This window comes from Deinococcus sp. NW-56 (genome assembly GCF_002953415.1).
In the GTDB taxonomy this organism is placed as follows: Bacteria; Deinococcota; Deinococci; order Deinococcales; family Deinococcaceae; genus Deinococcus.
This window is the reverse complement of sequence record NZ_CP026516.1, coordinates 1,533,888-1,551,697: the sequence shown is the minus strand read 5'-3', so window position 1 is coordinate 1,551,697 and position 17,810 is coordinate 1,533,888. Positions and strand designations below refer to the sequence as shown.

Genomic DNA, 17,810 nt, shown 5'->3' with positions numbered 1-17,810 from the left:
CTGGCCCGCGTGACCGCGCCCGCCTCCCACTTCTCCCACCCCTTCCGGGCGTACACCCCGGCGGCCTACACCTTTCCCCTGCCGGAAGGCCACCGCTTCCCGGCCTACAAATACGCGGGGGTCCGGGACCGCCTGACGGGACTGCTTCCCGTGCTGGACACGCCCGCCCTGCGCTGGGCCGACGCCGCCCGCATCCACGACCCAGTCTGGCTGCGCCGCTGGCGCCGGGGCGAGGTCACGGCCGCCGAGGAACGGGCCTTCGGGCTGCCCTGGAGTCCAGGGGTGGTCGAGCGTGCCCGACGCGCCGCCGGGGGGAGTCTGGCTGCGCTGCACGACGCGCTCGCGCACGGCTGGGGCGCCAACCTCGCGGGAGGGACGCACCACGCCTTCCGCGACCGCGCCGAGGGCTTCTGCCTGATCAACGACGCCGCCCTGCTGACCCGCGTCGCGCTCGACGAGGAGCTGGCCCAGCGGGTGGCGATCCTCGACCTCGACGTGCATCAGGGGAACGGGACCGCCGCGCTGCTGGCCGCCGAACCCCGTGCGCTGACCGTCAGCGTGCATGGCGAGCGCAACTACCCCTTTCGCAAGGAGCGCAGCAGCCTCGACCTCGGGCTGCCCGACGGGGTGACGGACAGCGAGTATCTGGAGGTGCTGCGGGGGCAAGTACTTCCAGCGCTGGAGGCCTTCCGCCCCGACCTCCTGCTGTACCTCGCGGGGGCGGACGTGCTCGCGGGGGACCGCTTCGGCCGCTTTGCGCTGACCCTGGACGGCGTGGGCGAACGCAACCGCAGGGTGCTGACCTGGGCGCGGGGCGCTGGGGTGCCCGTCGTCACGATGATGGCCGGGGGGTACAACCGCGACCACGCCCTCACGGTCGAGGCGCACGCCCGCGTCGTGCTGGACGGCTTGGACGTATTTTCTTCCTAAGCTGTCTAGATGCCAGACTCGCTAGGGCTGCGGCGCGGTGAAAGCTGAAACCCTCCCGGCGGTGTGACATTCCCCACAGAGCGGGCCTTCACAAGGTAGGCCAGGCGGCATTCAACCTTGAACAGACCTTGTACAGTCTCGTCAGGTTCGCAGTTCTGTCCTCGCCCTCTGGCCCCTAGGAGTCACCGCATGACCCTCAACAGTATCCCGACCACGACCGCCCTGCACCACACCGACTTGCACCGCCGCCCCCTGCGCCGGGGCGAGACGCTGTACTACGCCGGCGACGCGGCTCCCAGCCTCTACCGGCTGGAAAGCGGGCTGCTGCGGGCCGTGCGCCTGACGCCCCAGGGCCGCACCCTGACCGTGCGCCACATCTGGCCCGGCGACGTGTTCGGCGAGGAAACGCTGCACGCGATCGCCCGTGCCCATCAGGTCACGGCGCTCACCGACGCGGTGGTGGTGCCCCTGCACCCGCAGCACCTCGGGGCCGCCGAGCTCTGGGAAGTCACCCGCAGCCTCAGCGCCCAGCTTCAGCGCGTCATGAATGACGGTGTTCACATTCAGAACGGCGAACTGCGCGAGCGGATCGCCCGCTACCTGCTGAACCTCGCGGAATCCAGCCTCGGTGGGCGGCACGGCGACGGCACCCGCTTCGTGCGGGCCACCCACGAGCTGATCGCCGAGGGCACCGGCGCCACCCGCGAGAGCGTCTCCAAGCTGATCGGCGAGATGCGCGACGATGGCCTGCTGACCCCCGCCTACCGCTGCCTGACCCTGACCGACGAGGCCAGCCTGCGGGCGCTGAGCGGCTACCACGGCGACTGAACCCTCAGGGGGCCAGGAACAGAGCGGAGGCGGCGGCTTCCGCTCTCGGCTTATGGGCTGGGCTTATCCGCCCGTCCCCCTTCGCCCCTAGAATCCCCTCATGCGGATTCGCCTCGACCCCTGGCCCGTGGATATGGAAGGCGGGCAACTCGGCCTGAAGCGGTTCGAGGGAGAACTCATCGACATCGAGACGCCGCGCTGGGCGGCCGTCGCGCCCAAGGCCATCCCCGCGCGGCTGGGAACTGTGTACGTCGTGGATGGCAAGCGGCGCATGGAGTCGCGCGTCTTTATCGAGGATGGCGACGGCGCGGCGGGGATGGGCGGTTTCGGGGCCTACGTGGTGGGCGCGGTCGAGCTGTGCCCCCACGGCACCCGTCCGGCCACCCTGCGGGAGGTCCGGGCGCAGCGGCTCCTCGCCCACGCGCCGGGGTTGCGGGTGGACCCCTGCCTGCTCTCGCCGCGTGACCCGCACACCGGGCACCTCCAGTATGCGCCCGTCGTGGCCGACAGCGCCGAGCCGCTCGCGCCGCTGCACAAGTTGCAACAGGTCATGCTGGCCGCCGAGCAGGAGCTGTCGCACGGGCTGGCCTCACGGGTCCCCTTCGATGAGGGAGACGACCGCGAGGCCCTGACGGCGCTGACCATTCAGGACGGCACCCTGCGCAGCCAGAACCTGGGGGGTGCGGTGGTGGGCTGCGTCAAGACGATGCAGACCCAGTACCTGCCCCCCGACCGGGCCGGGCTGCTGACCGACCTGAAGCCCGGCGAACGCACGCCGATCCTGCACATGCGCTACGAGAACAACCGCATCACCCGCTTCATCTGGTACGTGCGGCTGTGCGAGGCCGCCTTCTACCAGCACCCCATGTCCGGCGTGATGCGGCTGGAGATGTACGCGCCAGAGGAACCCGACTTCCTGCCGCCCATCGTGCGGACAGTGGCGAACGTGAGCGGCCCGCTGCTGTGCCGCCTCGCCAGCCAGCCGCACAAGGACCCCCGCGCCCCGCAGAACCTGATTCCGACCGCTGCGCTGGAACACGCCATGACCCGCGCGATGGGGAGCGCCGACCTCGTGACGCGGCGCCTGCGGGCGCACATCGCCCGTGAGCTGGGGGTCGCCTCGTGAGCCTTTCAGGACAGGAGCAGGGCGAGCGCATCGGCATGGTGCTGGGCACCGAGGACGCCACCCCCGTCAGTTTCTGGTTCGCGGTGACGCCCGGCGCGAGCGTGGGCATGGACGACCTCGTGGCCGTGCGGACGCAGAAGCCCGACGGCTCCCCGGTCCACTTTTACGGAATCGTGGACCATGTGCGGACGCGGCACGAGGGCGTCACCTTCGACAGCGACGTGCAGGACGTGGTCGCGGGCCTCCTCCCGGCCTCGGTGAGCTACGCGGCCCGCGTGCTCGTGACCCGCGTCAGCCCCGAGAACTTCATCCCGCCCCAGCCCGGCGACGAGGTGCGGCACGCGCGGGGCGAGGACCTGCGGCTGGCGCTGAGCGCGGACAAGATGAAACGTTCCTTTCCGGGCGGTCTCCTCGCGGACGGGCAGGTCTTGCCCCTGAACTACCAGTTCGTCAACGGCGAGCAGGGCGGCCACATCAACATCAGCGGGATTTCCGGCGTGGCGACGAAGACGAGTTACGCCCTTTTCCTGTTGCACGCCATTTTCCGCAGCGGTGTGCTGGACACCCACGGCGAGGGTCACCGCACCCGCGCCCTGATCTTCAACGTGAAGGGCGAGGATTTGCTGTTCCTCGACCAGCCCAACCGCGAGGTGGACCCGGTGGAGCGGGGCGTGCAGGCGGCCAAGGGCCTCCCGGCCGGGCGCTATGACCTGCTGGGCCTCCCGGCTAGTCCCTTCCGCGACGTGCAGTTCCTCGCGCCCCCCAAAGCCGGGGCGGGCGACGTGATCGTGCCCGACGTGGAGCAGCGGTCCGGCGGTGTAACTCCCTTTGTGTTCAGCCTGCGCGAGTTCTGTCAGCGGCGGATGCTGCCCTATGTGTTCCCCGACGGCAACGCCAGCCTTAACCTCGGCTTCGTGATCGGCAACATTGAGGAGAAGCTGGCCCGCCTCGCCGCCGGGGACGACGCGCCGTACCTCACCGTGGAGGACTGGCAGCCCGACACCGAAACGCTGCTCGCCGAGGACGTGCGTTTTGACGAGATGGGCAAGACGCGCATCCAGACCTTCGCACAGCTCATCTCTTACCTCGAATACAAGCTGCTGGAGCAGAATGACGGCGAGGGCGATCCCAAGTGGGTCCTCAAGCAGAACCAGGGGACCCTCCGCGCCTTCGTGCGGCGCCTGCGCGGGGTGCAGAAGCATCTGGCGCCGCTGGTGCGCGGCGACCTCACCCCGGCGCGGGCAGCGCAGTACCGGCCCGACCTCCTCAAGGCCGGGGTGCAGACCAGCGTGGTGGACATTCACAAGCTGGGCGCCCACGCGCAGAGCTTTGTGGTGGGGGTGCTGCTGCGCGAGCTGTTCGAGCACAAGGAGCGGTACGGACGGCAGGACACCGTCTTCGTCGTGCTCGACGAGCTGAACAAGTATGCCCCGCGCGAGGGCGACAGCCCCATCAAGGACGTGCTGCTCGACATCGCGGAGCGGGGCCGCAGCCTCGGCATCATCCTGATCGGGGCGCAGCAAACCGCTTCGGAAGTCGAGCGGCGCATCGTGTCCAACGCGGCGATCCGGGTGGTGGGCCGCCTCGATCTGGCCGAAGCCGAGCGGCCCGAATACCGCTTCCTGCCGCAGAGCTTCCGCGCCCGCGCGGGCATCCTGCAACCCGGCACCATGCTGGTGTCGCAACCCGACGTGCCCAACCCCGTCCTCGTGAACTACCCCTTCCCGGCCTGGGCCACCCGCCGCGACGAGGTGGCCGAGGAGGTCGGGCAGGGCACGGAGGACGCGGGCAACGACTGGCTGGGACTCTAAGGAGAGGACAGATGAGCGACGACAAGAAGAAGTCCAGCGACGAGAAGACCATGACCCGCCACGGCGAGTGGACCCCCGAGACCTCCGAGGCGGCGGCCCGTGAGGTCGAGCGGCTGGCGAACGAGAATCCCTTCGACACCGAGGCCGCCACCGAGGGCACCGACAAGACCCATCTCAATCCGCCGCCGGAGCGGTTGGGCGGGGACCACTAAAGAGCCTCCCCCTACACTGGCACCATGACACTGGGACTTCGCCGGGGAACGGTCGAGCTTCGCCTCTCATCGGCCCAGTACCCGGCGCTGTTCGCGCAGGAGCGCGTCCGGGTGGCGCAGGCGCTGGGGCCGCTGGCTGTGGCGATTGAGCATGTGGGCAGCACGAGTATTCCGGGGCTCGCTGCCAAGCCCATCCTCGACCTCGCCGTGGGGGTGGAGGGTGCCGCGCGGCTGGACGTTTGCATCCGTCCACTGGAAGAGATCGGCTATGCATCGTTCGGGGACCGGGAAGGGTGGGGCGAATACTTCTTCGCCAGAGGACCCGACGAGGCGCGGACACACTACCTGCACCTGATGCCAGTAGGCGAGCGTCGGTGGCGGAACTACCTTCTGTTCCGGGACGTGCTGCGCTCCCGCCCCGACCTGCGCGACGAGTACCAGGCCCTCAAGACGGCGCTGGCGCGGGAGCATGGGGCCGCCCGCACCGAGTACACCTCCCGCAAAGGGGCCTTTGTGGAGCGGATTCTCGCGGAGTTCAGTCCGGAAAATGTGGAGGACTGACCCCCAACCGCTTATCCCGGCACCACCACATGCGGCGCAAACGTCGCCCGGTTGTCGGTTACCCGCCCCCGGCCCTCGCGGATGCCCATTCCGCAGACCTCGTCCCCGGCGACCCAGACGCCCAGGACCGGGTAGCGGGGGCCGTCGCCCGCCAGGAAGGTCGGCAGTTCCACGTAAGCCTGCTCCACCAGCGGCAGGTCGCCGTAGGCCCCCGCCGTGGCCGCCTCGCCGGGAAGCTGCACATTCTGCCCCTCGCGCGAGTACAGCGGCTTGCGAACCACATCCCGGCCCAGTCGCCCTGGAGTCAGCGAGGCCGGAAGGACCAGTCCGGAGTCCGGATACCGCTCGTGCAGCAGCGCCAGCAGGCCCTTGCTGGACGTGACCGCCTTCCACAGCGGTTCGAGAAACCGGGTCTGGGTGGTCGCCAGGAAGGAACCGTCGCGCGACTCCCAGGCGTACTCGAAGGGCCACAGCCACATCAGATTGCGGATGGGCAGCGTCCAGGTGTCCAGCAGGAAGGGCTCCTGCGGGCTGGTGCCCACCTCGTCCGCCGCCAGGAAGGAACCGCTGACCCCCGCCGCCCCCGCGAGGTCACGCAGGTAGGTCACGGTGGCGATGTCTTCGACCTCCCGCGCCGAGCTGAAGTGCGCCTGGGTCACGCCCCGCTCACGCACGAGGTAGGCCCACTGCTCGCCCAGTCCCTCGTGAACCGTGTTCCACTGGCCCGTCCCGGCGGGCAGCTCGCCGCGCTCCAGCCGGTCTTCCAGCCACTGCCACTGGCATACGGCGGCCTCGACCAGGCTGGTCGGCGTCTGCGCGTTGACCTCCAGCAGCCGCGCCCGCCCGCGCGCGTCATACGAGAGGTCGAGCCGCATGTAGAGCGTCGGGTCGTCCCGGTCCCATGACTCACGCACCGCCGGGTGCAGAAAGGCAGGAATGCCGAGTTCGCCCAGTCGCCCGCCCTCAATGGCGGCGCCCGTCGTCTCCAGCACCATCGCGGTGAGGTCCTGCGCGTCCCGTTTCAGGCCTTCGATCTCGCCCGGCGTGAAGGCGTAGTAGCCTTCCTCGCCCCAGTAGGGGACCGGGTGTTCGGGGGTGGGGGCATACCAGGTCATGCCGACCTCTTGCAGCCGGGCCTCCCAGTTGGGGCGGGGCGGGAGGGTGCGGCGCTGCATCAGGACCCCTGCGGGGCCGGATGACGGCCCCCGACCGAAGACAGACTGGGGATGAAGGCGCGGCCCTCTTTGCTTCGGACAGGCGGGAATCGGAGGCTCATCCTTCAGCCGCCGTAGCTCGCGCTGCCGGAGCTGCTCGCGCGGCCCGTGCTGGTGAATCCGCCCCGGCTGACACCCGGCGCCTTGAAGGAGGTCGTCTTGCCCGTGCGGGTGTCGTAGGTCAGACCGGTGGGGGCCACGCGCCCCGAGGAGGTGTAGCCCACGTAGCGGGTCAGGCCCGAGGCCAGCCAGATGTAGGGGCCGTAAAAGCCGCCGCTGGTCTTCTGGCAGGGGTTTTGCAGGCCGCGCTGAATCGCGTCCCGGTTGGCGAGGCGGCACTGCTCGTAGGAGGTGTACTTGGTCCGCTTGTAGCGGTCGAGGTCGAGGTCGTCGTCGCCGCAGGCCGCGAGGACAGCGGGCAGCGCCGCGAGGAGGGGGAGGTGGAAGGCTTTGCGCATATACCCCTTCTACGGGAGAACTGGGGCGCGGGTTGCGGCCGAGGTCATCTTTGCCCATTGAGAGGGCGGGGCTGACCTGCCCGGCTGGACACCCCTGCCGGGCTGCTCATGGGCAGCCTCTACACTGAGGAGCGAGACAAGGAGGGTTCATGACCACAAGCACGCAAAACAGGAGCAAGTGGCTCGACGTCGAACTGCGGCTCGACTCGGGCGTCTACAACAAGCACCAGGTCGTGATGGTGCGCGGCCAGGGGGCGACCGTCTGGGACGACGCGGGCCGGGCGTACATCGACTGCGTGGCCGGGTACGGCGTGGCGAACATCGGCCACAGCCATCCCGACGTGGTGCGGGCCGTGCAGGAGCAGGCGGGCAAGTTGATGGTGATGCCCCAGACGCTCCCCAACGACAAGCGGGCCGAGTTCCTGGGAGAACTCGTGGGCGTGCTGCCGCAGGGGCTGGAGCGCGTCTTCCTGTGCAACTCGGGCACCGAGGCGATGGAAGCGGCCAAGAAGTTCGCCATCACCGCGACCGGGCGCCAGCGCTTCGTGTCCATGCGCCGGGGCTTTTCCGGCCGCTCGCTGGGCGCCCTCGCCCTGACCTGGGAGCCGAAGTACCGTGAGCCCTTCGGGGACGCGGTGGACAACAAGAACGTGGACTTCGTGACCTACGGGAATGTGGAGGAACTGCGCTCGGCCGTCACCGACAAGACCGCCGCCGTCATCCTGGAACCCGTGCAGGGCGAGGGCGGCGTCCACCCCGCGACCCCCGAGTTCATCCGCGCCGCCCGCGAGCTCACCCGCGAGAAAGGGGCGCTCCTCATCCTCGACGAGATTCAGACGGGCTTTTGCCGCACGGGCAAGATGTTCGCCTCCGAGCACTACGGCGTGACTCCCGACGGCATGACCCTCGCCAAGGCGATGGCGGGCGGGGTGCCGATCGGCGCGTTCGCCATGACCGCCGAGGTCGCCGACCGGATGCCCAAGGGCGGGCACGGCACAACCTTCGGCGGCAATCCGCTGAGCATGGCCGCCGGAGTGGCCGCCCTCCGCGCGATGCGGAACGAGGGCATGGCCGAGCAGGCCCGCGAGAAGGGCGCCTACTTCATGGAGCGGCTGCGGGCCATAGGCTCGCCCCGCATCAAGGAGGTGCGCGGGCTGGGGCTGATGATCGGTGTGGAGCTGCATGAACCCAGCGCCCCCTACATCACCGCCCTGGAGCACGAGGAAGGGGTGCTGACCCTGGCCGCCACCCCGATGGTCGTGCGCTTCCTGCCGCCCGTCACGATCACGCGCGAGCAGATCGACGCGGTGGTCGCCGCCTTCGAGCGTGTCCTCGCCGCTGGCCCCGACCGCGAGCCGGAGGCGATGGTGCGCGAGGACAAGCAGACCGAATAACGTTTTCCAAAGAGAGAAGCCGGGGCGCAAGGCTCCGGCTTCTTTTCGTCTGCCCCCTTACTCCAGCGTCTCCCGCAGCCGGGCCACGTTCAGTTCCCGTGCCGGGGCGTCGAGCGCCACCTCGCCGCCGCGCAGGGCGACGACGCGCTGCCCCAGGGCCAGGGCCTCGTCGAGGTTGTGGGTCACGAAGACCACCGTGATCTTGCGCGACCACCAGATGCCCAGCAACTCGTCGGCCAGCACCGTGCGGGTGCGGTCGTCCAGGGCGCTGAAGGGTTCGTCCAGCAGCAGCAGCCGGGGTTGCAGCGCGAGGGCGCGGGCGAGGCTGACCCGCTGCCGTTGTCCCCCCGACAGCTCGTGGACCCGCCGCCCGCCGTAGCCCTCCAGCCCGACGAGGCGCAGGGCGTCCCCCACGCGGGCGTCGCGCTCGGCGCGGGGCAGTCGGCGCTGCTCCAGCCCGAAGGACAGGTTTCCGGCGACCGTGCGCCAGGGAAAGAGGGCCGCCTCCTGCTGCACCAGCGTCAGGCGGGGGTCGGGGCCGGTAACGGGCAGGTCGCCCAGCAGGATCGTTCCGGCCTGCGGGCGCAGGAAGCCCGCCAGCAGCGACAGCAGCGTGCTCTTGCCGCTGCCCGACGGCCCCACCACGCACAGGAACTCGCCCGCCCGGACCTCCAGGCTCAGCGGCCCCAGGCCCGCCGGGGCGGTCGCCGCGCGGGTGCGCCCGTAGCGGTAGGTCACCCCGTCCAGCAACAGGGGCAGGCCCTGGGGGGCGGTGGGGGCAGCAACCGGGGCACTCATGCTGACGGTCATTGTGTCACCTCCAGCCCGTAGTCACGCCGCACCCGGCCCTCCAACGCCCGCAGCAGCGCGTCGAACACGCCGCCGATGATCCCGATGATGATGATGGTCGCCAGCACCAGCGCGACGTTCGCGGTGGCCCGCCCGACCTCCAACTGCTCCCCGATGGAAGCCACCCCGCTGATGAGCAGCTCGCCGCCCACCAGCGCCCGCCACGCGAAACTCCAGGCGGTTCGCAAGCCGGTCAGCACGTTGGGCAGCGCGGCGGGCAGCAGCACCCCGGTCGTCATGGAGAGGCCCCGCGCTCCCAGCGTCCGCCCGGCGATACGCAAGGCGGGGGAGACGTTCAGCAGCGCTCCCGACACGGCCAGCGCCACCGGGATAAAGCCCTCCAGCACCACCACGAACAGCACCGCCCGCTCGTTCAGGCCGAAAAAGAGGATGGCGAAGGGCACGAAGGCGATGGAGGGCACGCTCTGAATGCCCGTCAGGTACGCGCCCAGCGTCGCCCGTAGCGGCAGCCACGCGCCCATCAGCAGCCCGACCAGGGCGCCCAGCGCCACCGCGATCCCGTACCCGGTCAGCACCCGCCGCAGGCTTCCCGCGATGGCCGAGAGCAATTTGCCGTCCTGCGGCCCGGTGCCCCACAGGCCGTAGCTGATCTCGGTCCAGACCTGGGACGGGCTGGGAAAGACGTAGGGCGGGTAGAGCTTCAGCCCGTCGGTGACCAGCCACCACACGCCCAGAATCAGGGCCAGCCCGATCAGTTGCCACGACAGCACCCGCCAGCGCGAGAGCCGGGTGCGGACGGGGGCCGGGTCGGTTCTCGGCGCCGGAACACTCATCGCTTATACCCGAGGTTGACGAAGGTCCGCAGGTCGGGCACGCTGCGGGCGTATCCGGCTTCCACATTCAGGGCGGCGTACTCGGTGAGCGCGTCGAGGTCCAGCGCGGTCGTGAAGCGGGTGCGGGCCATCGCGCGTTGCAGCGCCCGCACGTCCACCTTCTGCCCGGTCAGCTTGTCCAGTTGCGCGTTGATCAGCGTGCGGGCCGCCGCCGGGCTGCGGTTCAGGTACGCCACCGCGTCCGCATGCGCCTTCAGGAAGTTCGCCACCAGCGTGGGATTGGCCTGCGCGAAGCGGGTGTTCACGATGAGCAGGGTCGTGGGATAGCGCCCGCCGCGCCACACGGTCTTTTCACTGCCGATCATCCGGTGCCCCTGCGCTTGCAGCAGCGCTCCCCACGGCTCGGGCACCAGCGTGGCGTCCACCCGCTTGCCCGCGAAGGCGGCGGCGATGTCGGCGGGGGCCACGGGCGTCACGACCACGTTGCCGCCGTCGGTCTGGAGCTTCAGGCCCTCTTCCTTGAGAATGTGGCGCAGGCTGATGTCCTGGGTGTTCCCCAGGCTGGGCACCGCCACCCGCTTCCCGGCGAGGTCGGCGTAGCTGCGGATGGCGCTGTCCTTGCGGGCGATCAGCACCGCGCCCGCCTCGCTCGCCCCGGCGATGATCTGGAGGGGCATCCCGCGCGTCGCCGCGTTGATCGCCGGGCCGGGGCCGATATAGGCGATGTCGATCTGCCCCGCCGCGAACGCCTCGGTCAGCGTGGTGCCCGAGACGAAGGACCGGGCGTCGAGCTTGACCTTGCTGCCCAGCGCCTTCTGGAAGGTGCCGCGCTCCAGCCCGATCAGCGCGGGCGCGTGGGTGAGATTGGGAAAGTAGCCCAGCCGCACGGTTGTCGCGCCCTGAGCGGAAGCGACCCCCAGCAGCAGGGCCAGGGCCAGCGCGGAAAGACTTTGGATATGGGTTCGGGTCATTCGTCCCTCCTGGGTAGGCCCAGTGAACAGGGCAGGCGTGAGAGAGAGTGTCATGCGGCGCACGGTCCCCCTGAGAACGCCTGCGGCGGGCGCAGGCGTGGGGGCACAGCTTGCTTGGGGAGCCCGCCCTACTCCTGCGCCGCGTACGCCGCCCGCAGCACCTCGGCCACCTCGGGACGGGTGAACTCGGCCGGAAGGCCTTCGCCCGCGCGGAGGCGCTCGCGGACCTTCGTGCCGCTCAGAACGAGGTGATGGTCGGCCCCGTGCGGGCAGGTGCGCGGGCTGACGAGCTGGCCGCAGCTCTTGCAGTAGTAGGTGTGCTCGAACTTCAGAATCTGGAGGCCCAGTTCCTCCGGGCGGTAGGCCGAGAAGATCTCCTGCGCGTCGTAGGTGCCGTAGTAGTTGCCCACCCCCGCGTGGTCGCGCCCCACGATGAAGTGGGTGGCCCCGTAGTTGCGGCGCGACAGGGCGTGGAGGATCGCCTCACGCGGCCCGGCGTAGCGCATGGCGGCGGGGTAGACGCTCAGCAGCGTCCTGGCCTGCGGGTAGTAGCCCTCCAGCAGCACCTCGTAGGCCTTGACCCGCGTCTCGGCGGGCACGTCGTCGCCCTTGGTCGTGCCCACCAGGGGGTGCAGCAGCAGCCCATCCACCAGTTCCAGCGTGACCTTATGCAGGTACTCGTGCGCCCGGTGGATCGGGTTGCGCGTCTGGAAGGCGACCGTGGTGCGCCAGCCCCGCGCCTCGATTACCTCGCGGACCTCGGCGGGGGTGCGGTGGTGGCGGGGAAAGGCCCCGCGCGGCACTTCAAACAGGGTCACGGGTCCGGCCAGATACACGTCCCCCCCCGCGTACAGCGCCGCCACGCCGGGATGGGCGGGATCCTCAGTGCGGTAGACCTCGCGGGCTTCCAGACTCTTGCGGGCCTCGTAGCGTTCCTGCACGTCCAGCGTGCCTACCGCCTCGCCGCCGCGCGTCAGCACAACCCGGCCCGTGTACCGCCCGGCGTCCTCCCGCCCCACCGCCAGCGTGATGGGGAGGCTCCAGGGGGTGCCGTCCGCGAGCCGCATCTGCTCGATCACGCTGAGGTAATCCGCCTCGCCCAGAAAGCCGGTCAGCGGCGAATACGCGCCCGTCGCCAGCATCTCCAGGTCGGCATACGCGCGGTCAGGCAGCTCAAGTTGCGGCAGTCCGGCCAGCTCGGCGGGGTCGAAGTCGTGGCCGGGGCGCTGCACGCGGTTGACCAGCGTGCCCCCCAGCGGCGTGGGCAGGAGGATGGGGGAAGGGTCGGACAGGGTCGTCATGGGCAGCCTTTCGGGATCAGTGGATGAAAAGGGTCAACTATTGGTCGAAAAAAAGAGGTCAGAGGCGGTTCTCGCCTGCCCACAGGCCGCACTCGGTCTTGCCCTTCCCGGCCCAGCGGCCCGCGCGGGCGTCCTCTCCGGGGCGGACGGCGCGGGTGCAGGTCCAGCAGCCGATGCTGAGGAAGCCGTCGAAGTACAGCGGATTGACGGGCAAGTCGTGCTCGCGGGCGTAGGCTTCCAGCCGCTCGCGGGTCCAGTGGGCCAGCGGATTGATCTTGACGCGGGCGCCCCCCGTCTCCACGAAGGGAATGTCCGCGCGGGTCGTCGCCTGGTCACGGCTGCGGGCATTGAGCAGGGCGGAGGGGGCCTTCTCCCGCAGGTAGGCCTGGAGGGGCGCCACCTTCCGCACCGCGCAGCAGGCGTCGGGGTCGGCGGCGTAGAGGTCGGGCGGCGTCTGGCCGTCTTCCGGGTGGGCGCCCGCGTTCAGGGTCACGAAGGTCATCCCCGGATACCGCGCGGCGAGGCGGTCCCGCGTCGCCAGCGTCTCCGGGAAGTGGTAGCCGGTGTCCACGAGCACCACCTCGCCCCGGTAGCCCGCCCGCGCCGCGAGGTCCAGCAGCACGACCCCGTTGAGGTTGAAGGCACTCGGCATCAGCACGTCGGGGTGGGCGGCCAGCGCCCAGGCGATGACCTCCAGCGGGTCGGTGTCCGGCGCGAAGGCGGGCGCGGTGGGGTCGACGTGCCCGGCCGCCTCACGGGGAGCACGCGGCTCGGTGGTCAGCGGCACGCCGCCTTCCGCCGGTGTCCGCACGTCGGCGGCCGTCATGCCGGGTACCCCAGGTGCGCGAGGAGCTGCCGCACCCCCTCCTCCACGCTGATCTGGTCGGTCCGCAGGTGAAGGTCGGGGGTCTCGGGAGCCTCATAGGGGTCGGAGACGCCCGTGAAGTGGGGGATCTCGCCCGCGATGGCCTTGAGGTACAGCCCCTTCACGTCCCGCTCGGTCACGACCGCGAGCGGCGCGTCTACGAAGACCTCGGTGGGGGAGGGCAGCGCGGCGAGGACCTCCCGCCGAGTGTCGGCGTAGGGGCTGATCGCGCTGACGAGGACCGTGACTCCATGCTTTGCCAGCAACCCGGCGACGAACGCGATGCGCCGGACGTTGGTGTCGCGGTCGGCCTTCGTGAAGCCCAGCCCCTTGGAGAGGTTCTCGCGCACCGCGTCGCCGTCCAGGAGTTCCACCGCCACCCCCCGCGCGGCGAGTTCCTCGCGCAGGGCCGAGGCCAGCGTGCTCTTGCCCGCCCCCGACAGCCCAGTGAACCACACGACGCGCCCGGTGCCGACCTCCGATCGGTTCAGGGTCGCCGTCATGCGGGCACGACCTCCGGGGTCGGCTCACGGCCCGCGTTCAGCACCGCGTCGGGCGTGAAGCGGTCCGCGCCCATCCGATCGGCGTACTCGACGAAGCTCTCGCCGGGCAGCTTGTTGGCCTGGAAGTCGGCCAGCACCGCGCCCGCGTACTCGTTGAGCCGCACGGCGGGCACCACGCCCTTGAGCTTGGTCCCAGTGCGCTGCGCCTGCCCGATGCTTCCGGCAAGGTGCACGTTGTAGACCTCTTCCTCGCCGCGCAGGGCGCCCATGAAGCCTAGATCGGCCACCTGGTAGCGGGTGCAGGCGTTCGAGCAGCCCGTCAGGTTGATGGTGAAGGGCACGTCGAGGTCCGCGAAGCGGGGTTCGAGTTCGTTCACCAGATTCGCGGTGCGGGCCTTCGTCTCGGTCAGGGCGAGGCGGCAGAACTGGGTGCCCGTGCAGGCGATGGTCGTGCCACGCAGGGTGGTCTTGGGCGCGAGGTCCAGCGCTTCGAGTTCAGCGGTGAGCGCCGCCACGTCTTCTGTGCGGACATGGGGAATCATCATGTTCTGGAAGGCAGTGGTCCGCAGCACGCCCCGGCCGTAGCGGTCGGCGAGGTCGGCCAGGCCACGGGCCTTGCGGGGATCGATGCGGCCCACGGTGGTCGCCACGACCACGTAATTCAGCCCGTCCTTCTGGGGCTGCACGCCCAGCACGTCGTTGCCGCCGAAGCGGGCGACCGGGGCGGGCGGGCCGTCGCGCAGGGGGCGGCCCAGGTACTCGGTTTCCACGATCTCGCGGAACCGCTCCACGCCGATGTCCTTGATCAGGAACTTCAACCGGCTCTTCTTGCGGTTGACCCGGTAGCCGTGGTCCCGGTAGGCCCCGGCGATGGCGCGGCCCACCTCGACCACTTCCTCGGGCCGGATAAATACGCCCAGCCGCTTGGCGAGGTGCGCCACCGCCCCCAGGCCGCCGCCCACCCACACGTCGAAGCCGATCTCGCCGTCTACCGTGTGTGCCAGGAAGCCCACGTCGTTGACGAGGTGGATGCCTTCCAGTTCGGGGGTCCCTGTGATGGACATCTTGAACTTGCGCGGCAGGTCCTCGAAGTCGGGGTTGCCGCTCAGCGTTCCCTCCATCGCCGCCGCGAGGGGCCGCACGTCCAGCACCTCGCGGGCATCCAGCCCCGCGAGCGGCGAGGCGATCACGGCGCGGACGGTGTCACCGCACGCCCCCTTGGTGTGCAGCAGGCCCACGCCCTCCAGCCGCTCGAAAATCTCCGGAACCTTGTCGATGGTCAGCCAGTGGAACTGGAAAGCCTGACGGTCGGTCACGTCCAGAAAGCCGCGTCCGAAGTCCTCCGAGATGCCCGCCACGACGCGCAGGGTACCGGCGGAGAATTCGGCGGTGGGCACCTTGACGCGCATCATCAGGTAGCCGTCTTCCTGCGGGCGCTGCGGGTAGATGCCCGCCCACTTCAGCAGATCGATCTTCTCGGGGTCGATGGCCCCCTGCGCGGCGTACTGCGGAATCAGGTCGAAAATCTGGAAGGGCGGCAGTTCTTTTTTCAGGGCTTCGATATCGCTCATGGTCACTCCGGGCGTGTAGGGGGTGGGGAGGACTGCCAGGGCAGCCCAGGGTGGGAGATACAGTAGATGACAAAACAGGTCAACAATGTGGGTTGTCTGGAAGACTGCCCTCCCACCGGGTAGACACCGCCGCGTTTAGGCGTTCGGCTTGAGCAAATGCCCCAGGCAGTGCCCGTAACTCACACCCTGCCGGGCGTCGATCACGAGGTCTTCCACGCTGAACTCCTGCAGAACGGCCAGCATCGCGTCGCGCATCCGGGTGTAGATGCTCGCGCGGGCGTGGCAGCGGTCTTCCTCCACGCAGGGTTCGTGCCAGTTCAGGCTGATGCACGACAGCGGCGCGACCGGACCGTCCACCGCCCGCACCACCTCGCACAGCGAGATCAGCCGGGGCTTGCGCGAGAGCGCGTAGCCGCCGCCGATCCCCTTCTTGCTCTTCACGACGCCCTTGGCGGTCAGCGCCGCCAGAATCCGCACGAGGTAGGGACGGTGGACCCCGGTGGCGTCGCTGATCTCCTCGCTGGACACCCAGCGCCCCAGCTCCTGGGTGCCCAGATACCCCAGCGCCTGAAAGGCGTAGACATCGGTGGCAGAAAGGCGCATGGGGCGAGGGTATCAGCTTCCGGGGGTTATTCCCCGGCTGGGGCTTCCCTTTCCTGCGGACTCAGGGGCGCGGGCTGCACGTCGTCCCCGTAGCGTTCGGCCAGATATGCCAGCGCCACCGGGTCGAACTGGCCGCCCGGCACCCAGCGTTCCTCCAGATTCTCGGTGCCGTACAGCGCCCACGTCGCCGCCTCCGTCTCGGGGTCCCAGGGACCAGCCGGAAGCGAGGTCGCGTGGTCCTGCACAATGAGGAGGGCGCGGAGCCACTCCAGCTCCTCCCCGGTCAGCTCGCGGGTGGATTCGGGCGGCCCAAAGAGGAGGTCGTGGATGCCCAGCAGCCGCTCCAGTTCCTCGCCCGGGTCGGCGTGGTCGTCGGCGCGGAGGTTGACCCAGTCGTCGGTCAGGCCGCCGTAGCCGCGCCCCGGCCCCACGCACAGCAGGGCCGCCGACTGCCGCCCCCGTTTGTCCCCGCCCGCCGCGTCCCCGGCCCGCAACGCGGCGAGCAGGCGACGGGGGAGGGGCTGGCCCTCGGCGGCTTCCCACTCCACGCGCATCGCCTCCACGACCTCCGGCCCGGTCAGGATGTTGCCCTGAATCGCCACGTCCGGCCCGGTGAAGCCCCCCGCCCAGGCGTGGCAGCCCTCGCCGCTGAAGGTCACGCTGCGCCCGTCCGCCCCCACGATGCCGAACTGCCGCTGCGCGATGTCGGGGTCGGTGCGCCGGAACTCGGCGGCAACCTCCTCCGGCGAGAGGTCCTGCGAGAGCAGCCGCAGCCCGTCGGGGCCGTAGTTGGGGTTCACGTAGCTCTGGGTGGCGACGGCGCCCACACCCGCCCGCGCGAAGGGCACCAGGGCGCCGACCGCCAGAAACTTGCTCGCCACGGCGACGCCGAGGTCGCCCGTCACCCGGTCGCGGCCCACGATGGAAAAGGTCATGGGTCAGGATAGCGGCGCTCCGGCCGGGGGGAGCGGACGGGCCGGTCGAGGGGGCTGATAGCCTCGGTCCCGATGCCTCCCACCTTCGCCGCCCTCGTCACCGACCGCACCCGCCGCCTGGGGACCCGGCTGTGCGTGGGGCTGGACCCCCGCCTGAGGCTCTACCGCGACCCCGCGCACCTGCGCGAGCACACGCTGGACGTGCTGGAGGCCACCGCGCCCTACGCGGCGTGCGTCAAGCCGCAGCTCGCCTTTTTCGAGGCGCTGGGGTTGCCTGGCTTCGCGCTGCTGGAGGAGGTCTGCGCGGCGGCCCGCACCCTGGGGCTGCCCATCCTGCTGGACGGCAAGCGCGGCGATATCGGCTCCACGGCGGAAGCCTACGCGCAGGGCTGGCTGGCGGGGGGGCACGCGGGGGACGCCCTGACCGTGAATCCCTTCCTGGGCTTCGGGACGCTGACCCCCTTCGTGGAGACGGCGCGGGCCAACGGCGGCGCGGTCTTCGTGTTGGTCAAGACGAGCAATTCCGATCAGGCCGACCTCCAAGGCGGCGGCCTCAGCGAGCGGGTGGCGGCGGAGGTGGCGCGGCTGGGGGCGGAGGAGCCGGGCGGCGAGTATGCGAGTGTCGGTGCGGTCGTGGGCGCCACCCACCCCGGCGACCTCGCCGCGTTCCGGGCCGCCATGCCCCGCGCCCTGCTGCTGCTCCCCGGCCTGGGGGCGCAGGGAGCCGCCGCCGCCGACCTCGCCCCGGCTTTTCACCCCGGCGGGACCGGGGCGCTGGCGAGCGCGAGCCGGGCCGTGCAGTACGCGGATGGGCTGAGCGTGACGGCGAGCCGGGAGGCAGCACAACAGCTCCGCAACGACCTCAACGCCGCGCTGAGCTAGCC

The 17,810-nt window shown here is 70.4% G+C and carries 19 protein-coding genes; 8 read left to right on the top strand and 11 right to left on the bottom strand.

Going from position 1 to position 17,810, the window contains the following annotated elements:
- Window positions 1–9 precede the first annotated feature (9 nt).
- From C3K08_RS07685 to C3K08_RS07660, 6 genes are all read left to right on the top strand, one after another.
- Window positions 10–930: a histone deacetylase gene (locus C3K08_RS07685; RefSeq protein WP_104990767.1), complete on the top strand. Its 921-nt coding sequence runs from the start codon at window positions 10–12 to the stop codon at window positions 928–930.
- A 189-nt stretch (window positions 931–1,119) separates the two neighbouring features.
- Window positions 1,120–1,758 (top strand): Crp/Fnr family transcriptional regulator, encoded by a 639-nt coding sequence (locus tag C3K08_RS07680; RefSeq protein WP_104990766.1) that lies wholly within the window; start codon window positions 1,120–1,122, stop codon window positions 1,756–1,758.
- A 100-nt stretch (window positions 1,759–1,858) separates the two neighbouring features.
- A complete protein-coding gene (locus tag C3K08_RS07675) occupies window positions 1,859–2,884 on the top strand; it encodes a DNA double-strand break repair nuclease NurA (protein ID WP_158679879.1) in 1,026 nt (341 codons plus the stop codon).
- Between the two features lie 35 nt (window positions 2,885–2,919).
- A complete protein-coding gene (locus C3K08_RS07670; protein WP_104990765.1) occupies window positions 2,920–4,695 on the top strand; it encodes an ATP-binding protein in 1,776 nt (591 codons plus the stop codon).
- Window positions 4,696–4,706: 11 nt separating this feature from the next.
- Complete coding sequence (locus tag C3K08_RS07665) at window positions 4,707–4,907, top strand: hypothetical protein (protein ID WP_104990764.1); 201 nt, start codon at window positions 4,707–4,709, stop codon at window positions 4,905–4,907.
- 24 nt (window positions 4,908–4,931) lie between these two features.
- A complete protein-coding gene (locus tag C3K08_RS07660; RefSeq protein WP_104990763.1) occupies window positions 4,932–5,468 on the top strand; it encodes a GrpB family protein in 537 nt (178 codons plus the stop codon).
- A gap of 11 nt (window positions 5,469–5,479) precedes the next feature.
- On the opposite strand, the gene C3K08_RS07655 is transcribed toward C3K08_RS07660, so the two are convergent.
- Together C3K08_RS07655 and C3K08_RS07650 are read right to left on the bottom strand one after the other, a co-directional pair.
- The gene (locus C3K08_RS07655; RefSeq protein ID WP_104990762.1) at window positions 5,480–6,643 is read right to left on the bottom strand and encodes a glutathionylspermidine synthase family protein; all 1,164 of its coding nucleotides are present in this window, start codon (window positions 6,641–6,643) and stop codon (window positions 5,480–5,482) included.
- 104 nt (window positions 6,644–6,747) lie between these two features.
- Complete coding sequence (locus C3K08_RS07650) at window positions 6,748–7,140, bottom strand: hypothetical protein (RefSeq protein WP_104990761.1); 393 nt, start codon at window positions 7,138–7,140, stop codon at window positions 6,748–6,750.
- Window positions 7,141–7,289: 149 nt separating this feature from the next.
- Here C3K08_RS07650 and C3K08_RS07645 point away from each other — a divergent pair, with 149 nt between their 5' ends.
- Window positions 7,290–8,534 carry an aspartate aminotransferase family protein gene (locus tag C3K08_RS07645; RefSeq protein ID WP_104990760.1) on the top strand — a complete coding sequence of 415 codons (1,245 nt, stop codon included), beginning with the start codon at window positions 7,290–7,292 and terminating at the stop codon, window positions 8,532–8,534.
- A gap of 57 nt (window positions 8,535–8,591) precedes the next feature.
- Here the strand turns inward: C3K08_RS07645 and C3K08_RS07640 are convergent, their stop codons facing one another.
- The 9 genes from C3K08_RS07640 to C3K08_RS07600 form a co-directional block, all read right to left on the bottom strand.
- Window positions 8,592–9,344 (bottom strand): ABC transporter ATP-binding protein, encoded by a 753-nt coding sequence (locus C3K08_RS07640; RefSeq protein ID WP_199776894.1) that lies wholly within the window; start codon window positions 9,342–9,344, stop codon window positions 8,592–8,594.
- Window positions 9,341–10,177, bottom strand: coding sequence for an ABC transporter permease (locus C3K08_RS07635; protein ID WP_104990758.1), 837 nt, complete (start codon window positions 10,175–10,177; stop codon window positions 9,341–9,343). Before C3K08_RS07635 ends, C3K08_RS07640 begins: the two co-directional genes overlap by 4 nt.
- Entirely contained in the window at window positions 10,174–11,148 is a 975-nt protein-coding gene (locus tag C3K08_RS07630; protein ID WP_104990757.1) for an aliphatic sulfonate ABC transporter substrate-binding protein, read from the bottom strand. The genes C3K08_RS07635 and C3K08_RS07630 overlap by 4 nt, the downstream gene beginning before the upstream one ends.
- 128 nt (window positions 11,149–11,276) lie before the next feature.
- Window positions 11,277–12,449: a sulfate adenylyltransferase gene (gene sat / locus C3K08_RS07625; RefSeq protein WP_104990756.1), complete on the bottom strand. Its 1,173-nt coding sequence runs from the start codon at window positions 12,447–12,449 to the stop codon at window positions 11,277–11,279.
- A gap of 58 nt (window positions 12,450–12,507) precedes the next feature.
- Window positions 12,508–13,275 (bottom strand): phosphoadenylyl-sulfate reductase, encoded by a 768-nt coding sequence (locus C3K08_RS07620; RefSeq protein WP_104990755.1) that lies wholly within the window; start codon window positions 13,273–13,275, stop codon window positions 12,508–12,510.
- Window positions 13,272–13,817 (bottom strand): adenylyl-sulfate kinase, encoded by a 546-nt coding sequence (gene cysC / locus C3K08_RS07615; RefSeq protein WP_104990754.1) that lies wholly within the window; start codon window positions 13,815–13,817, stop codon window positions 13,272–13,274. The genes C3K08_RS07620 and cysC overlap by 4 nt, the downstream gene beginning before the upstream one ends.
- Window positions 13,814–15,388 (bottom strand): nitrite/sulfite reductase, encoded by a 1,575-nt coding sequence (locus C3K08_RS07610; RefSeq protein WP_104991981.1) that lies wholly within the window; start codon window positions 15,386–15,388, stop codon window positions 13,814–13,816. The genes cysC and C3K08_RS07610 overlap by 4 nt, the downstream gene beginning before the upstream one ends.
- 135 nt (window positions 15,389–15,523) lie before the next feature.
- Complete coding sequence (locus tag C3K08_RS07605; RefSeq protein WP_104990753.1) at window positions 15,524–15,991, bottom strand: RrF2 family transcriptional regulator; 468 nt, start codon at window positions 15,989–15,991, stop codon at window positions 15,524–15,526.
- A gap of 26 nt (window positions 15,992–16,017) precedes the next feature.
- Window positions 16,018–16,926: a DUF1028 domain-containing protein gene (locus tag C3K08_RS07600; RefSeq protein ID WP_104990752.1), complete on the bottom strand. Its 909-nt coding sequence runs from the start codon at window positions 16,924–16,926 to the stop codon at window positions 16,018–16,020.
- Window positions 16,927–16,998: 72 nt separating this feature from the next.
- Between C3K08_RS07600 and pyrF the strand changes: the two genes are divergently transcribed.
- A complete protein-coding gene (gene pyrF, locus C3K08_RS07595) occupies window positions 16,999–17,808 on the top strand; it encodes an orotidine-5'-phosphate decarboxylase (protein WP_104990751.1) in 810 nt (269 codons plus the stop codon).
- Window positions 17,809–17,810: the final 2 nt, after the last annotated feature.

Excerpts from the sequence above, each read along its gene's own strand:
- C3K08_RS07680 (WP_104990766.1), top strand. The coding sequence starts at position 1,120 with ATGACCCTCAACAGTATCCCGACCACGACCGCCCTGCACCACACCGAC.
- C3K08_RS07675 (WP_158679879.1), top strand. The coding sequence starts at position 1,859 with ATGCGGATTCGCCTCGACCCCTGGCCCGTGGATATGGAAGGCGGGCAA.
- C3K08_RS07670 (WP_104990765.1), top strand. The coding sequence starts at position 2,920 with ATGGTGCTGGGCACCGAGGACGCCACCCCCGTCAGTTTCTGGTTCGCG.
- C3K08_RS07665 (WP_104990764.1), top strand. The coding sequence starts at position 4,707 with ATGAGCGACGACAAGAAGAAGTCCAGCGACGAGAAGACCATGACCCGC.
- C3K08_RS07660 (WP_104990763.1), top strand. The coding sequence starts at position 4,932 with ATGACACTGGGACTTCGCCGGGGAACGGTCGAGCTTCGCCTCTCATCG.
- C3K08_RS07655 (WP_104990762.1), bottom strand. The coding sequence starts at position 6,643 with ATGCAGCGCCGCACCCTCCCGCCCCGCCCCAACTGGGAGGCCCGGCTG.
- C3K08_RS07650 (WP_104990761.1), bottom strand. The coding sequence starts at position 7,140 with ATGCGCAAAGCCTTCCACCTCCCCCTCCTCGCGGCGCTGCCCGCTGTC.
- C3K08_RS07645 (WP_104990760.1), top strand. The coding sequence starts at position 7,290 with ATGACCACAAGCACGCAAAACAGGAGCAAGTGGCTCGACGTCGAACTG.
- C3K08_RS07640 (WP_199776894.1), bottom strand. The coding sequence starts at position 9,344 with ATGACCGTCAGCATGAGTGCCCCGGTTGCTGCCCCCACCGCCCCCCAG.
- C3K08_RS07635 (WP_104990758.1), bottom strand. The coding sequence starts at position 10,177 with ATGAGTGTTCCGGCGCCGAGAACCGACCCGGCCCCCGTCCGCACCCGG.
- C3K08_RS07630 (WP_104990757.1), bottom strand. The coding sequence starts at position 11,148 with ATGACCCGAACCCATATCCAAAGTCTTTCCGCGCTGGCCCTGGCCCTG.
- sat (WP_104990756.1), bottom strand. The coding sequence starts at position 12,449 with ATGACGACCCTGTCCGACCCTTCCCCCATCCTCCTGCCCACGCCGCTG.
- C3K08_RS07620 (WP_104990755.1), bottom strand. The coding sequence starts at position 13,275 with ATGACGGCCGCCGACGTGCGGACACCGGCGGAAGGCGGCGTGCCGCTG.
- cysC (WP_104990754.1), bottom strand. The coding sequence starts at position 13,817 with ATGACGGCGACCCTGAACCGATCGGAGGTCGGCACCGGGCGCGTCGTG.
- C3K08_RS07610 (WP_104991981.1), bottom strand. The coding sequence starts at position 15,388 with ATGAGCGATATCGAAGCCCTGAAAAAAGAACTGCCGCCCTTCCAGATT.
- C3K08_RS07605 (WP_104990753.1), bottom strand. The coding sequence starts at position 15,991 with ATGCGCCTTTCTGCCACCGATGTCTACGCCTTTCAGGCGCTGGGGTAT.
- C3K08_RS07600 (WP_104990752.1), bottom strand. The coding sequence starts at position 16,926 with ATGACCTTTTCCATCGTGGGCCGCGACCGGGTGACGGGCGACCTCGGC.
- pyrF (WP_104990751.1), top strand. The coding sequence starts at position 16,999 with ATGCCTCCCACCTTCGCCGCCCTCGTCACCGACCGCACCCGCCGCCTG.